13 protein-coding genes and 1 pseudogene are annotated in these 15,020 nt (G+C 73.4%); 4 read left to right on the top strand and 10 right to left on the bottom strand.

From position 1 onward, the window contains the following. Nucleotides 1-90 precede the first annotated feature (90 nt). The 8 genes from ABZ497_RS24765 to ABZ497_RS24800 form a co-directional block, all read right to left on the bottom strand. The gene (locus tag ABZ497_RS24765) at nt 91-2,496 is read right to left on the bottom strand and encodes an arylsulfatase (protein ID WP_359808327.1); all 2,406 of its coding nucleotides are present in this window, start codon (nt 2,494-2,496) and stop codon (nt 91-93) included. Beyond that, complete coding sequence (locus ABZ497_RS24770) at nt 2,493-4,223, bottom strand: ABC transporter ATP-binding protein (RefSeq protein ID WP_359808329.1); 1,731 nt, start codon at nt 4,221-4,223, stop codon at nt 2,493-2,495. The genes ABZ497_RS24765 and ABZ497_RS24770 overlap by 4 nt, the downstream gene beginning before the upstream one ends. Then, on the bottom strand, nt 4,220-5,077 hold the full coding sequence (locus tag ABZ497_RS24775) for an ABC transporter permease (RefSeq protein ID WP_359808331.1): 858 nt from the start codon (nt 5,075-5,077) through the stop codon (nt 4,220-4,222). Before ABZ497_RS24775 ends, ABZ497_RS24770 begins: the two co-directional genes overlap by 4 nt. Nucleotides 5,078-5,082: 5 nt before the next feature. Continuing rightward, nucleotides 5,083-6,027, bottom strand: a complete 945-nt coding sequence (locus ABZ497_RS24780; RefSeq protein WP_359808333.1) for an ABC transporter permease — start codon at nt 6,025-6,027, stop codon at nt 5,083-5,085. A gap of 3 nt (nt 6,028-6,030) precedes the next feature. Further along, on the bottom strand, nt 6,031-7,617 hold the full coding sequence (locus tag ABZ497_RS24785; protein ID WP_359808335.1) for an ABC transporter substrate-binding protein: 1,587 nt from the start codon (nt 7,615-7,617) through the stop codon (nt 6,031-6,033). A gap of 109 nt (nt 7,618-7,726) precedes the next feature. Next, the gene (locus tag ABZ497_RS24790; protein ID WP_359808336.1) at nt 7,727-9,073 is read right to left on the bottom strand and encodes an ROK family protein; all 1,347 of its coding nucleotides are present in this window, start codon (nt 9,071-9,073) and stop codon (nt 7,727-7,729) included. Nucleotides 9,074-9,174: 101 nt separating this feature from the next. Further along, nucleotides 9,175-10,131, bottom strand: coding sequence for a TauD/TfdA family dioxygenase (locus ABZ497_RS24795; RefSeq protein ID WP_359808338.1), 957 nt, complete (start codon nt 10,129-10,131; stop codon nt 9,175-9,177). A 1,593-nt stretch (nt 10,132-11,724) separates the two neighbouring features. Further along, complete coding sequence (locus ABZ497_RS24800) at nt 11,725-12,234, bottom strand: ArsI/CadI family heavy metal resistance metalloenzyme (protein WP_359808340.1); 510 nt, start codon at nt 12,232-12,234, stop codon at nt 11,725-11,727. Nucleotides 12,235-12,321: 87 nt separating this feature from the next. On the opposite strand from ABZ497_RS24800, the gene ABZ497_RS24805 reads away from it, so the two are divergent. From ABZ497_RS24805 to ABZ497_RS24820, 4 genes and pseudogenes are all read left to right on the top strand, one after another. Next, the gene (locus ABZ497_RS24805) at nt 12,322-12,714 is read left to right on the top strand and encodes a metalloregulator ArsR/SmtB family transcription factor (RefSeq protein WP_359808342.1); all 393 of its coding nucleotides are present in this window, start codon (nt 12,322-12,324) and stop codon (nt 12,712-12,714) included. After that, on the top strand, nt 12,711-13,460 hold the full coding sequence (locus ABZ497_RS24810) for an MIP/aquaporin family protein (RefSeq protein WP_359808344.1): 750 nt from the start codon (nt 12,711-12,713) through the stop codon (nt 13,458-13,460). Before ABZ497_RS24805 ends, ABZ497_RS24810 begins: the two co-directional genes overlap by 4 nt. Nucleotides 13,461-13,495: 35 nt before the next feature. Then, nucleotides 13,496-13,915: an arsenate reductase ArsC gene (locus tag ABZ497_RS24815; RefSeq protein WP_359808345.1), complete on the top strand. Its 420-nt coding sequence runs from the start codon at nt 13,496-13,498 to the stop codon at nt 13,913-13,915. Beyond that, nucleotides 13,912-14,154, top strand: a pseudogene (locus tag ABZ497_RS24820) (N-acetyltransferase); the annotation flags it as partial. The gene ABZ497_RS24815 and the pseudogene ABZ497_RS24820, both read left to right, overlap by 4 nt. A 29-nt stretch (nt 14,155-14,183) precedes the next feature. On the opposite strand, the gene ABZ497_RS24825 reads toward ABZ497_RS24820, so the two are convergent. Next, nucleotides 14,184-14,696, bottom strand: a complete 513-nt coding sequence (locus ABZ497_RS24825) for a GNAT family N-acetyltransferase (RefSeq protein WP_359808347.1) — start codon at nt 14,694-14,696, stop codon at nt 14,184-14,186. A gap of 112 nt (nt 14,697-14,808) precedes the next feature. Next, the gene (locus ABZ497_RS24830) at nt 14,809-15,012 is read right to left on the bottom strand and encodes an MbtH family protein (RefSeq protein ID WP_352291321.1); all 204 of its coding nucleotides are present in this window, start codon (nt 15,010-15,012) and stop codon (nt 14,809-14,811) included. Nucleotides 15,013-15,020 lie beyond the last annotated feature (8 nt).

Raw genomic sequence — 15,020 nt, forward strand, 5'->3', positions numbered from 1 at the left:
GGGGACCGGACTCCGCCGTAGTACTCCGGTATGACCCGGTGGCCGCCGGGGCCGCTCCCGGACGCGCCCCTACCGGCCGGGCCGGGCGGTCTACTCGAAGGCGGCCGCCGCCTCCCGCAGCGCCCGGACGACCGTCTCGGGGTCGTACGGCGCCGGCTCACCGGGCAGGTAGGTGACGGCGTGCAGCCTGCCGGTGTAGCGGAAGGAGCGGTGCCGTTCGTACACCGGCCAGGAGACCGGGGACTTGCGGTCGATCCCGACGCTGATGCCCTGGAACGGTGCCATGCCGATCAGTTGGTGCACCGGGCCGAGCCGGCCGCCCTCCGCGCCGTCCACCAGGATGCGGAACTCCCACTTGAGGTCGGCCACGGCCGTGGCCTCCAGGGTGATCCGGCGGGCGCCCGGCGCGAGCGGGCCGCCGTCGGCCTCGAAGAGCTCGCCGTACTGGTTGTAGGCGAAGTGCAGCCGGCCGTCCTCGACGTAGAGGCTGTAGCCGCCGCCCTGGTCGCCGTGCGAGACCAGGACGCCCCGGTCGTCCGCGCCGTGGGCGGTCAGCTCGACCTCGACGGCGAAGGAGCGGAAGGAGATCAGGCGGGAGGAGCGGTAGCGCTCCAGCTCGGGGGTGCCGGCCAGCAGGGTGACCGGCCGGCGGAGGCGGTCGGCCTCGGGGCCGCGCAGGGCGAGGGCGCCGCTGCCGTCGGCCAGCGGGAACACGCCGTTGCGCCAGGCGGCGGCCTCCCACGCGGCGGCCAACTCCTTGACCAGTTCCGGGTGGTCGGCGGCGACGTCGTGGATCTCGGTCGGGTCGGTGCGCAGGTCGTACAGGGCCCACTCGCTGTCGTCGTACGGCGCGCCGAACCGGTGCAGGGTGACCAGCTTCCAGCCGTCGCGGTAGTAGCTGCGGTTGCCGGTCATCTCGCAGTACTGCTCGGGGTGGGTGGACGGCGCGCCGGGCGTGCGCAGCACGGGGGCGAAGCTGATGCCGTCGAGCGACTGCACCGGTTGCCCGCCGCGCTCCGACGGCCTTTCGACACCAGCGAGTTCGAGCAGGGTGGGCAGGATGTCGGTGACGTACTGGTACTGCGCGCGGACCCCGCCGTCAGCTTCGGCGCGGGGCAGCCCGGCCGGCCAGGAGAGCACGAACGGCACCCGGACGCCGCCCGCGTAGGTCTGGCCCTTGTAGAAGCGGAACGGCGTGTTGGAGGCCATGCCCCAGCCGCGCGGGTAGTGGACGAGGGACTGCGGGCCGCCGATCAGCTCGATCTCCCGCTCCACGTCGGGGTTCCAGTCCTCGGGCAGGTTCGGGTGGTGGACGAAGCGGCTGAAGTAGCTGCGGGTGCCCTCCGCGCCGCCCTCGCCGGTGCCGCCGTTGTCGGAGGTGAACACGATGATGGTGTTGTCGAGTTCGCCGAGCGCGGCGAGGGTGTCGGTGAGCCGGCCGAGGTTCTGGTCGACGTTGTCGACCATGGCGGCGTACACCTCCATGTAGCGGGCGTACACCTTCTTCTGGACGTCGGTGAGTTCGTCCCACGGGCCGACATCGTGACCGGCTTCGCCGTTGCGCTCGGGCAGCTCGGTTCCGGGCGGGAAGTGACCGCCGGCGAGCTGGCGGGCGAACCGGGCGGCGCGCAGCTCGTCCCAGCCGCCGTCGTACCGGCCCTTGTGCCGGGCGAGGTCGGCCGGCTTGGCCTGGAGCGGGCCGTGCACCGCGTTGTGCGCCAGGTAGAGCAGGAACGGCTTCTCGGCGTCGTGCGCCCGCAGCGACTTCACCATGGCGATCGCCTGGTCGGTGATGTCGTCGGTGTAGTAGTAGCCCTCGGGGAACTCGTCGATGTCCAGCGGGCTGTTGTCGCGGACGAGTTGGTGCGGGTGGAACAGGCTGGTGAGGCCCTCCAGCACGCCGTAGTACTGGTCGAAGCCTTTCTGCAGCGGCCAGTTGGCGCGGTTGTCGGCCGCGTTGGAGGCGGAGTCCCGGGTGAGGTGCCACTTGCCGACGGCGTAGGTGGCGTAGCCCCGGTCGTGCAGCAGCTCGGCGAGGGTGGGGATGTCCCCGGCGACCTCCATGCCGTAGCCGGGGAACCCGGGGTCGGCGTTGGCGACGAAGGAGTAGCCGACCCGGTGCGGGTTGAGGCCGGTGAGGAGGGCGGCGCGGGCGGGAGAGCAGAGCGGCATGGTGTGGTAGTTGGCCAGCTTGACGCCGGTCGCCGCGAGCCCGTCCAGGGTGGGCGTGGGGATCTCGGAGCCGAACGGGCCGATGTCGCTGTACCCCATGTCGTCGATCAGGACGACGACGATGTTGGGCGCGCCCTCGCGCGGGCGGACCGGCTCCGGCCAGGCGGGGGTGGAGACGCCGAAGGTGCGGCCGACGGTGCCGGGGAACCCGGCGTAGGGGTCGCGGCGGTGCGGGTCGGCGGCGGTGTCGGCGGCGGTGCCGGTGCCGACCGCGGCGGGGCGGGCGTCCGCGGCGGGGCGGTGCGGGTCCGGGGTGCTGGTCATACGGGGCTCCGGGGGGTGAGGTGCGGGGCGAGCTGCGGGGCGGACTCCAGCCGGGGGACGGCGGCCAGGAGTTCGGCGGTGTACGGGTGTTCGGGCGCGGTGACGACGCGGTCGGCCGGGCCGGTCTCGACGATCCGGCCGCGGTGCATCACCGCGATCCGGTGGCTCACCTGCCGGACCACCGCGAGGTCGTGGGCGATGAAGAGGATGGCGAGCCCGAGCTCGCGCTGGAGCCGGGCGAGCAGCTCGATCACCTGCGCCTGCACCGAGACGTCCAGTGCGGAGACCGGCTCGTCGCAGATCAGCACGCTCGGCTCGGGCGCCAGCGCCCGGGCGATGCCGATCCGCTGGCGCTGGCCGCCGGAGAAGGCGCGCGGGTACCGGTCGGCCGTGGCCGGATCCAGCCCGACCTGCCGGAGCAGTTCGGCGACCCGCTTCTCCCGGGTCGCCCGGTCGCCGAGCCCGTGGGCGATCAGCGGTTCGGCGATGATCTGCCCGGCCGTCATCCGGGGGTTGAGCGAGGCGTACGGGTCCTGGAAGACCATCTGCACCTCGCGGCGGGCGGCGGCACCGCCGCCGCGGCCGAACTCCTCGCCGCGGAACCGGATGGTGCCGGCCGAGGGGGCGTGCACCTGGACCAGCGCGCGGGCCAGCGTCGACTTGCCGGAGCCGGACTCGCCGACCAGCCCGAGCGTCTCGCCGGGGTGCAGGACGAGGTCGACGCCGTCCAGCGCGGTGACGGCCCGTCGGCGCGGCCCGTACGTCTTGCCCACCCCGCTGACGGTGAGCAGCGGTTCGGGGCCCGGGGTGCTGTTGGCGGCGGCCTCGGAGGGGGCATCCAGCCGTGGCACGGCGGCCAGCAGCTCCTTGGTGTACGGGTGCCGGGGCGCCGCGAGCACCTCGGCCGTCCGGCCCTGCTCGACCACCCGGCCTTCCCGCATCACCAGGATCCGGCGGCACGTCCGGGCGATCACGCCGAGGTCGTGGCTGATCACCACGAGGGCGGTGCCGGTCTCCCGGTTGATCCGGGCCAGCAGCCGGAGGATCTGCTGCTGGACGGTCGGGTCGAGTGCGGTGGTCGGTTCGTCGGCGACGAGCACCTCGGCGTCGTGGGCGAGGGCGAGCGCGATCATGATCCGCTGGCGCTGGCCGCCGGAGAACTGGTGCGGGTGGTCGCGCAGCCGGCCGGCGGCGTCGGGGATGCCGACCAGGCCGAGCAGCTCGACCGCCCGGGCGGCCCGTGCGGTGCGGTCCGCCGTGCCGTGCGCCCGCAGGGCCTCGTCCAGCTGCTTGCCCACGGTGAGCACCGGGTTCAGCGAGGACATCGGATCCTGGAAGATCATCGCGATCCGCCGTCCGCGCAGCTCGCGCAGGGCCGGCTCGGGCAGCACGGCGAGGTCCTGGCCGTCGAGCTCGACCGAACCGCCGGTGATCCGGCCGCCCGGCGGCAGCATCCGCAGCAGGGCCAGCGCGGTGGTCGACTTGCCGGAGCCGGACTCGCCGACCAGCCCGAGCGTCTCCCCGGCCGCCAGCTCGAAGCCGACCCCGTCAACGGCGCGGACCCCGGGGACGGCGCCGACCCCCCGGCCGGTGGCGGCTCCGGCTCCCTCCCCCGCGCCGCCGAACTCGACGGTGAGGTCGCGGACCCGGAGCACCGGGCTCCTCCCGGGACTGCTCCCCGGGCGGCTGGCGGGGCCGTGCTCCGGGTGGCTCGCCGGGCGGCTCATCGGCGCACTCCCTTGTTCAGCGCCTCGGCGATCAGGGTGAAGCCGAGGACCAGGGCGGTGGTGGCGGCCAGCGGGGCGGCCGCGAACGTGGGCTGGGTGGAGAGGTAGGCGACGGACTGGCTGAGGATCGAGCCGAGGGTGGGCTCCGGCGGCCGGACGCCGAGGCCGAGGAAGCTCATCGCGCCCTCGATGAAGACGCCGATGGAGAGCGCGACGGCGGTCTGCACGATCAGCGGGTCGGCCGCGTTGGGGACGACGTGGCGCAGCAGCACCCGGAGCCGGGAGGCTCCGCCGACCCGGGCGGCCAGGGCGTACTCGCGCTCCCGCTGGACGAGGATGCCGGCCCGCAACTGGCGGCCGAAGCCCGGGATCTCGGCGAGCGCGATGACGATCAGGACCGGCCAGCGGCCGGGGCCGAGGACGGCCGTGACGGCCAGGGCCAGGATGATCCCGGGGAAGGCGAGCAGCAGGTCGAAGACGCGCTGGACGGCGAGGTCGGCCACCCGGGACGAGGCCGCGAGCAGGGCGAAGGAGCAGCCCAGCAGGGCGCCGGCCGGCACCGCGGCGAAGGTGATCGCGAGGTCGGTGCCGGTGCCGTGCAGCACCCGGCTGAAGAGGTCGCGGCCCAGGTCGTCGGTGCCGAAGGGGTGGGCGGCGCTCGGCCCGGCCAGGGCCAGCGCGCTCTGGGCGTTCGGGTCGAGGTCGGTGAGCAGCGGCGCGGTGAGGGCGGCCAGGGCGATCACGCCGACCAGGACCAGGCCGGTGAGGCCGCGCCCGGTCAGCAGCCCGGCCAGGTAGCGGTTGTGGCGGCGGGCGCCGGGGGACTTCGGCCGGTCGGCCGTGAGGACGGTCATCGGTTTCACTCCCACCGGATCCGGGGGTCCAGCCACGCGTACACCAGGTCGGTGAGCAGCTGGACGGTGACGTAGACGGCGACGATCAGTAGCAGGAGGTCCTGCACGACGGGGTAGTCGCGGCGGATCACGCCCTGTTCGATCAGCTGGCCGAGGCCGGGCCAGGCGAAGATCCGCTCCACCAGGACGGCGCCGGCGATGAGTTGGCCGATCTGCAGGCCGAGCACGGTGATCGCGGGCGGCAGCGCGTTGGGCAGGGCGTGCTGCCAGACGATCCGCCGGCGGGAGACGCCGAGCGCGGTGGCGGTGCGGACGTAGTCCTCGGCGAGCGCGCGCTCCATGCCGTCCTTGAGGTAGCGGGCGAGCACGGCGGCGCTCGGCAGGGCCAGGCAGACGGCCGGCATCAACAGGTACTGGACGGCGAGGTCGGGCTGGTCGAGCAGCGACTCGTGGCCGCCGGCCGGCAGCAGCCCGAGGGTGACCGCGAAGAGCAGCACCAGCAGGACGCCGGTGACGAACGGGGGCACGGCGAGGACCGCGGTGGTGAAGGCGCGGACGGCGGCGGCGACCGGCCGGCGCCGGGTGGTCGCGCCGAGCACACCCAGCGGGAGGGCGATCAGGATCACCAGCAGCAGGGCGCCGAGGGTGAGTTGGACGGTGGCACCGAGGCCGTTGCCGATCAGGTCGGCGACCTGCCCGCCGATCGCGTAGCTGGGCCCGAGATCCCCGGTGACGAGGTGGCCGAGCCAGCTGACGTACTGGGTGGGCAACGGTCGGTCGAGGCCGAGCCGGCCGCGGACGGCGGCGACGGCCTCCGGGCCGGCGTCGGGCCCGGCCAGCGAGGTGGCCGGGTCGCCGGGGATCAGCCGGAGGATGAGGAAGACCAGGAAGGAGGCGAGGACGAGGACGAGCAGCCCCGAGGGCAGCCGTTTGACGAGGAAGGTGCGCATCGGTCAGGCCGTCAGGTAGGCGTCGTCGAGGTTGAGGTAGCCGAACTTGTTGAGGTCGGCGCCGCGGGCCTTGCCGCCGGCGACCTCGACCAGGCCGGCGATGGCGAGGTCGATGACGAACTCCTCGTCCAGCAGCACGTCGGTGATCTGCTGGTAGAGCGCCTTGGCCTCGGCGCCGTCGCTGTCCGGCCGGTTCCAGGCCTTCTGGACGACGTCCGTGTAGGCGGGCGAGCTGAAGCGCGAGCTGTTCTTCGCCTCGTTGAACGGGTAGGCGCTGACCGCCAGGGTGGCCGGGTGCAGCTGGGCGAAGCCGTGGCTGAGCGTCCAGAGGGCGGGCATGGTCTGGGAGATGAGCTGCTTCTGCATGGTGGGGGAATCGGTGGGCTGGAGCACCGTCTCGATGCCGACCTGCTTGAGGTCGTACTGCAGGATCTGGGCGACGGCGGTGGAGCCGGGCTCGTTGGAGTGCGCGAACGGCAGGGTGATGCTGTCGAGGCCCGCGTCCTTGAGCAGCGCCCGCGCCTTGTCCGGGTTGTGGCTGTAGCGGGTGGCGTTGGCCTCGCTGTAAGCGGGCGAGGACTTGGGCCAGGGGGCGGAGGAGACGGTGCCGTACCCGCCGAGGGCCTGCTGGACGAGCCGCTCGCGGTCCACCGCCCAGGCGATGGCCTGCCGGACGCGCTTGTCGCCCACGTGCTCGCCGGTGAGGTTGGCGCCGATGTAGTAGGCGCCGGCGCCGGTGTCGTACTGCTTGATGTGGAACTGCGGGTCGTCCTTGAGGGTGGCCACGTCCTTGCCGCGCACGGAGTAGGACAGCTGGGTCTGGCCGGTCCTGAGCGAGGACAGCAGGGACTCCGCCTGCGGGACGATCCGGATCTCCACGCCGTCCAGGTAGGGCCGGCCGGGGTTCCAGTACTTCTCGTTGCGGGCGAAGGTGATGGAGCTGCCGGGCTTTCGGTCGGTGAGCGTGAACGGGCCGGTGCCGATCAGTTTGGTGCCGGCGACGGCCTCCTCGACGCTGACCGAATCCGGGATGATCATGAACTCGAAGAGGTCGAAGAGGTTGCTCACCGGGTGGGCGAGGACGAGGGTCAGCTCGAAGTCGCCGTTCTTCCGGAAGTCCGTGACGGCCGCGGCGGTGGACCGCAACTGGGCCGAGCGGGCCGGGTTCTGGAGGTTCTTGACGGCGAACACCACGTCGTCCGCGGTGAACTTGCGGCCGCTGTGGAAGAGCACGTCCTCGCGCAGCTTCAGCGTGACCCCGGTACCGTCCGCCGCCACCTGCCAGGAGGTGGCCAGCTCGGGCTGCGGCTGGAGCCGGTCGTCGTACCTGGTCAGGGTGTTGAAGACCAGGCGCTGGACGAGGGTGTTGGCACTCTGGGCGAAGAGCAGGCTCGGGGTGAAGTCGACACCGGCGCCCACCGTGAGGACGCCGCCCCGGCGCGGGCCCGCCGATCCGCTCGCGGCGGAGGTGGCGGTGTCCGCGGCCGAACGGCAGGCCGCCAGCGTCAGCAGGCCGGCGCCGGCGAGGCCTCCGCGGAGCAGGGCCCGGCGGGAGACGCCGGGGGCGGAGGAAGTGGTGAACGCGGTCATAACGGGTCCTTCGACGGGGTGGTCGGGCGGGCGAGTGGGAGGGGTGGGGGTGGGGCTGGGGTGTTGGGCGGCGGGGGGTGCCGGGTCGTGGGGTGGCGGGGTCGTCCGGTCAGAGCAGCCGGCCGGGGCCGGCGGGCGGCGCCGGGGCGGGCGCCGTCGCCTGGAGCGGCCGGGCGTACAGCACGCCCAGGACGGCGGCGCCGGCCGCCACGGCGAGCGCGTCGGCCCCGCGCCGCTGGGCGATCAGCAGGTCCGCGTCCCGGCGCAGGTGCGAGCGGAGCGCGAACTCGGCCCGGACCACGTCCAGGTAGACCGGATCGAGTACCGCGAAGGTCTCGGTGAGCACCAGCAGGTCGGGATTGACCACGTCCGCCAGCAGGGCGAGGGCCCGGCCGACGATCGCGGCCCGGCGGCGGACCAGGAGGTCGGCCCGCCGGTCCCCGGCCTGCACGGCGGCGATCAGCTCGGCCCGGTCGGGCCGGGAGGTGATCCCGTCCGCGGCCGCCGCCTCGAAGAGCGTGGTGTCCGAGGCGGCGGCCGCCAGACAGCCGGTCCGGCCGCAGTGGCAGAGCGTGTCGTCGCCCGGCACCGGCAGGTGGGCGACGTCGCCGGTGGCCGAGGCGGGGCCCAGGTGCACCACGCCGGCCACCGCGAGCGCCGCGTCCACCACGTGCCCGACGAAGAGGTGCACCATGGAGCGGCGGGCGGCCGGGTGCCCGAAGAGGATCTCCGCCTGGGTGAGCGCCCGGGCGTGGTTGTCCACCCGCACCGGCAGTCCGGAGGCCCGGGAGAGCAGCTCGCCGAGCGGCATGTCCTTCCATCGGAGCGGATCATGCCGGACGGTCATGCCGCGGTCCGGATCGACCGTGCCACCGGTGACGGCGCCCAGCCCGACCACCGTCCGGCCACCCGGCACCTGGGCGAGCAGCCGGGGCAGCCGCTCCAGCAGTGGCCCCAGCACGGCTTGCCCGGTACGGCCGCGGTTGCTCAACTCCTGTCGGCGGAGCACGTTTCCGCGCAGGTCCAGCAGGGAGAAGGTGGTGTACGGCACTCCGATGTGCAGCCCCGCCACCGCCAGTCGGCCGGTGTCGACGTCCACCGGCAGCTGCGGCCGCCCGACCGTGCCCGCCCCGCCGCCGGTCAACTCGGGCCGCTCGCAGAGCAGTCCGATCCGGGTGAGGTCCACCACCTGCCGGGACACCGCGGAGGCGCTCAGCCCGGTGAGTGCGGCGACCCGGCTGCGGGCGATCGGCCCGCGGTCGAGCACGGTCCGCAGCACGGTGGCGGCGTTGACATCCCGCCGGTCGTCCCCGATACGGCGCTCGTCGCCGGTCCGCCGCTCGTCCCCGATACGGCGGTCGTCGCCGGTCCGCCGCTCGTCCCCGATACGGCGCTCGTCGCCGGTCCGCCGGTCGTCCGCGGGGCGGAGGGCGGGGTGCGGGAGCGTGTCGGACATCGCGGGTGCCTTTCGGGCTGCGGGGCTACGGGGTTGCGGGGCGCCGGCCTGCGGGTGGTGGCCCGGGCCCCGGGGGACGGCCCGGGCCCGGGCCGGTCGGCTCATGCCGGGAGGGAGGCCTCCAGCTCCTCGGCCGGGACGAGACCGGCCACCTTGGGCGGCTCGGTCGGCTCCAGCAGACGGCTCGGGGTGCCGTCCACGCCCACCGGCAGGTCGCCGTCCAGGGTGATCCGGCGGACCAGGCGCGGCTCATCGCCGTAGTCGTTGACGGCGTAGTGCTGGGTGGCGCGGTTGTCCCAGACCGCCACGTCGCCGACCTGCCACTCCCAGCGCACGGTGTTCTCCAGCCGCTCGACGTACCGCTGGAAGAGGTCGATCAGGGCGCGGCTGTCGGCCCCCGACACGCCCACGATGCGCTGCGCGAACGCGCCGAGCAGCAGCGTCTTCTCGCCGGTCACCGGGTGCACGCGGACCAGCGGGTGCTCGGTCTTGAACGCGGTCGAGACGAACACCTGGCGGAACAGCTTGGCGATCTCCGCGTTGTCGGCCAGCTCGGGCCGCAGGGCCAGGCTCGCCGCGTAGTCGTAGTCGTTGGTGTGAACCGCCCGCAGGCTCTCCGCCAGCACCTTCAGCGGCTCCGGCAGGTCCTGGTAGGCGGCGACGGTGTTGGCCCAGACGGTGGAGCCGCCGGCCGGCGGGAGTTCCAGCGAGCGGAGGATCGAGGCCTTCGGGTAGGACGGGACGAAGGTGACGTCGGTGTGCCAGTTGTTGGCGCGCACCCCCTTGGTGGCGTCCAGCTCGAAGATGTACCGGCCGTCCGCGCTGGGCACCGTCGGGTGGCCGACCGGCTGGCCCAACAGGCGGGCGAACGCCTCGTGTTCGGCGTCGTCCAGGTGGTTCTGGCCGCGGAAGAACAGCACCTTGTGCTCGTACAGCGCGGCCTCGACGGCAGCGACGGTCTCGGCGGGCAGGTCGCCGCCGAGCCGGACGTCGTGCACGATCGCGCCGATCCGGCCGGCGACCGGGGTGATGCGGAGCTCGGTGAGGGCGGTGGTCATGGCGGAACCTCGGCTTTCGCGGGGAGGGGGGACGGGACGGCGAAGGAACGAACCGGCAAGGAGATGCCGGCCGGCCGCGCCGGTGTGGGGCAGGGCGGGCGTGCGGCAGGACCGGCCGGCGTGGCGCGGACCGGATCCGGAACGCGGCGCAGGGAGGGACGGCACAGGGCGGCGCGGCGCACGCAGGTGCAGCGCGGTGCCGTGCGGTGCCGTGCGGTGCCGTGCAGGGAGTGCGGGCGGCGCCGGGTGTGCGGCCGTGGCGGACGGCTGTCCGACGGGCGCACGGTCGGTGGGCGCCTTGCCTGGGGGCGGGCGCCGGGCTCTACCGGATCAGCGGTACGGGCTCAGCACGGCCCCGGGCGGGAGCGGGCGTTCAGCGACAACAGCGGCTGCGGCCGTGGCCACGGCAGGGGCGGGGACAGGCAGGGCACGGGACCCGGAGTACGTCGGTCATCGGCCCTCCTTCCGGCGTGCTGCGAGTGGGCTCGGCGCTCATCGTGCTGAACGCCGAGGCCTGCTGTCAATCGCCGTTCTGCCTGCTGGTCAGCGGAGTTGCGGCGGTGTTGCGTCCCGTTGCGGCCGGTGTCCGAGCGATGGCGGGCGTGCGTCACGAGGGCATTCGGCCTTGTCGGGGGGCCTGGCGGAGTTATTAGCTCTCGGAGCGGAAGAAACTCCGACGGTCTCCGCAGGCCCGCTGCGGCCGCTCGCGGACGCTGTTCGGTGCCGCCACGCAGGCCTGCGGGCGCGGCGGCGTCGACCCGATCGGGTTCGTGTCCGCATGCGCCTTCGTCTTCGTCGTGGCGCTCGTGATTCCGTCTCTGTCCCTGTCCCTGTCCCTGGTCCCGTTCCCGAGGGGAGAAGCCCGGTGCTCGACCTGGCACGTGAGGGGTGGCGTGGCCCTCCTGACCCTGGCGCGCCGGAGGCAGCGTCGGCGGCTGTCGAGGCCGCCGTAGATCGCCGCGGGCCACCGGGGCAGGGACCGGACGGCCCAGGAGCAGTCGCCGGCGCACAGCGGGTAGACGCAGGCCTCAAGGTTCTCGGCGCGGACGGCGAGGCGGAATCCTGGGATGGCGGCGAGGTCGGCGGCGGGGCTGAGAGTCCATCCGGCACTCATCAGGTGGAGAAGATCGCGAGGATCCCCAGGAGCTTCCTCGAAGGGCGGCCTCGCCTGGGAGAAGGCCCGCGCGTTCGTCGGCAACGGCCTCGTCCTCGCCCACCTCACCAGCCGGTGGCAATTCCACCCCGAACCCGGACACCAGATCACCGCAAAACCCCGCATGGCCCTGGGCATCGGGCCCCTCCCGATGCGGCTGAGGGCGGGGCAGGTGTCCTGATTCCGGTGGAGTAGGCGAGGTAGCGGTCGATGACGGCTCGGTCGATCGGGGGGCAGGCGATGTCGGAGCCCGCCAGTGCGCGGGTGGCGTGGGTCCGGTCGAAGTGAACGCCGGTGGGCCGCCCCCGCCCGCAGGCGGCCTGCGCACTGTCCAAGGATCTGGGGAAGGTTGGCGAACATGTCGGCGGGTCCGCCGACCCCTGGTCGGCGGACCCAATGACCGCAGCAGATCAATCACCGAACAGCTGGGGCGGGGCCGGTCAGCCGCCGCACGCGCAGCCTGCGGCGGTCTTCGCCTCGGCCGGGCTCTGGGTGGGGTCGACGGCCTGTTCGACGGGGGTGCAGCAGGCGGTGGTGCCGCAGCAAGCCTCCGGCGCACTGTCGGCGCTCTTGCCAAGGGTGTCCGCGTCGGCCTTCACGACGTAGACCTCCCACGGCTCCTTGCCGGGGCCGTGCACCCACGTCTTGTCCTGGAGCGCGTAGCAGCAGGAGGTGTCGTTCTCCTCGAAGGTGGCCAGGCCCGCGTCCTTGAGCCGGCTGGTCGCCGCGGCCACCTGCTCGGTGGACTCGACCTCGACCCCGAGGTGGTCCAGGCGGGTGTCCTCGCCGGCCTCGCCCTCGATGAGAACGAGCTTGAGCGGGGGCTCGGTGATGGCGAAGTTCGCGTAGCCGGGGCGGCGCTTGGCCGGCTCGGTGCCGAAGAGTCTGGAGTAGAAGGCGATGGAGCCTTCGAGGTCGGCGACGCGCAGGGCGAGCTGAACACGGGACATGGCGGTTCCCCGATCCGAGGTCTTGTTTCGACGTCTGTCGATACAGTGAGCTTGCCTCTCCGGATAGATGACTGTCAACATAGACGTATGTCGAATCTGGAACTGCCGGTGCTCGGCCAGGACGACGCGGCGGCGTGCTGCTCGCCGATGGTCCGCGAGCCCTTGGGCGAGGAAGCCGCCATGGACCTGGCGAAGATGTTCAAGGCCCTGTCGGACCCGGTGCGGCTGCGGCTGCTCTCCCTGATCGCCTCGCACGAGGGCGGAGAGGCCTGCGTCTGCGACCTGACCGGCCCCTTCGACGTCTCCCAGCCCACCATCTCCCACCACCTGAAGGTGCTGCGCGAGGCCGGGCTGGTCGGCTCCGAGCGGCGTGGAACCTGGGTCTACTACTGGGTGCTGCCCGCCGCGCTGGCCAAGCTGTCCGCCCTGCTCCGGACTCCGGCAGGCACGGCCGCCCAGACGGCAGGAGGCACGAGATGACCGAGGTGGCTCCGCTCGGGCGCCGGGCCGCGGTCGAGTTCGTCGGCACCGGCGCCCTGGTCGCGGTCGTGGTCGGCTCCGGCATCCAGGCCACCCAGCTGTCCCAGGACGTGGGCGTGCGGCTGCTGGCCAACTCGCTGGCCACCGTGTTCGGTCTCGGCGTGCTGATCGCCCTGCTCGGCCCCGTCTCCGGGGCCCACTTCAACCCTGCTGTCACCCTGGCCGCCTGGTGGACCGGACGCCGCGGCGGGGAGGGCCCGGGCCTGCGCGAGGTCGCCGCCTACCTGCCAGCGCAGATCGCCGGGGCGATCTGCGGGGCGGTGCTGGCGGACGCGATGTTCGCGCAGCCGCTGGTGCGCTGGTCCACCCACGACCGCTGGGCCCCGCATCTGTGGCTGGGCGAGGTCGTGGCGACCGCCGGCCTCATCCTGCTGGTCTTCGGTCTGGCCCGGGCCGGCCGGGCGCACTTCGCCCCGGTCGCGGTCGCCTCCTACATCGGCGCCGCGTACTGGTTCACCTCCAGCACGTCGTTCGCCAACCCGGCCGTCACGGTCGGCCGGGCGTTCACCGAGACCTTCGCCGGGATCGCCCCGCCCTCGGTGCTGCCGTTCGTCGCCGCCCAGCTCGTCGGCCTGGTGGTCGGCGTCGCCTTGGCCGCCGTCCTGTTCGGCCGCCCCGTCGCGGCTACCGCCGAGGACGCCGTGGTCCCGTACGACGTGCACCACCCGGCCGCCGCCGGCCGCTGAACCCCGCCCCGCCGCTCCTGTCGAAGGAAGAACCCGTGAGCTCTCCTGCCGTCCCGTCGGTACTGTTCGTCTGCGTCCACAACGCCGGCCGCTCGCAGATGGCCGCCGCGTTCCTCACCCGCCTCGGCGGCCATCGCGTCGAGGTCCGCTCCGCCGGATCCGCCCCTGCCGACACGGTGAACCCGGCCGTGGTCGAGGCGCTGGCGGAGGTCGGCATCGACATCTCCGCCGAAGTGCCGAAGGTGCTGACCGCCGAGGCGGTGCAGGCCTCCGACGTGGTGATCACCATGGGCTGCGGCGACGCCTGCCCGTACTTCCCCGGCACGCGGTACCTGGACTGGAAGCTGGATGACCCGGCAGGCCAGGGCGTCGACGCCGTGCGCCCGATCCGCGATCAGATCGAGCAGCGCATCCGCGGCCTGCTCGCCGAGCTCGGCATCGAGGCCGCAGCATGAACGCCGCCGTGACCATCACGGCGATGCTGCCCGAGCACGCTGATCAGGTGCCGACGATCTACCAGCACGGGATCGACGGCGGCGACGCCACCTTCGAGGCCACCGCCCCCAGCTGGGAGGCGTTCGACGCCTCCCGGCTCACCGGACACCGCCTGGTCGCCCTCGATGCCACCGGCCAGGTGCTCGGCTGGGCAGCCGCCGTGCCGGTCTCCGACCGATGCGCCTACGCCGGCGTGGTCGTGGACGGCGTCCCGGGTGACCGGTGGCGTCACGTCGGTTCCTCCGTGGAGACGGCCAGGAGCTTCGTCACCGAGCCGTCCTCGCCGACGACGTCGCGCAGGTGCCGGAAACCCAGACGGCGGCACATCTCCAGACTCGCGGTGTTCTCCGCACCCACCATCCCGTAGGCCTCCTTGAGTCCGAGGTGCTCCGCGGCGTGGCGCAGCAGGCCGCGGACGGCCTCGCTGCCCAGTCCCCGGCCCCAGAACTCGGGGGCGAGGGCGGTGATCAGTTCGTGGCCGTCGACGTTTCCGGTCTTCTTCAGCTCCGCGTGGCCCGCGTATCTCCCGTCGTGCCACAGGCCCCACACGTCGAACAGGTCCTTGGGGTACACGTCCGTCCGGATCGCGCGGAACAGCACGCGCAGCTCCGACTCGGGGGCGCGTTCCTGGCCCATCCAGTGGCACACCTCCTCGATGCGCAGCAGTGCGACGAAGGCGTCCTCGTCCTCGGGCCGGTAGGGGATGAAGTCGAGGCGCTCGGTGCGCAGGGCGGGGGTCATGGCGGGCTCCGATCGGGGTGGGCGCCGTGGCGCTGGCAGGGAGCGGGTGGTGAGAGGGGGCGGGGGCGCCGGGCCGGCGTTGTGCGGCCGGCGCCCCCGGTCGGGTGGCGGGTCAGGACTCGCTGTCGGCCATGCGCTCGCGCAGGCTGCGCGGGCGCATGTCGGTCCAGACTTCGTCGACGTAGGCCATGCACTCGGCCTCGGTGCCCTCCTTGCCGACGCTCTGCCAGCCCGCGGGTACCTCGATGTCGGCCGGCCAGAGCGAGTACTGCTCCTCGTCGTTGCGCAGCACCTGGTAGCGGGTGTTCTCGTCCATGTCACGTT

The organism is Kitasatospora sp. NPDC005751, assembly GCF_040630835.1.
In the GTDB taxonomy this organism is placed as follows: domain Bacteria; phylum Actinomycetota; class Actinomycetes; order Streptomycetales; family Streptomycetaceae; genus Kitasatospora.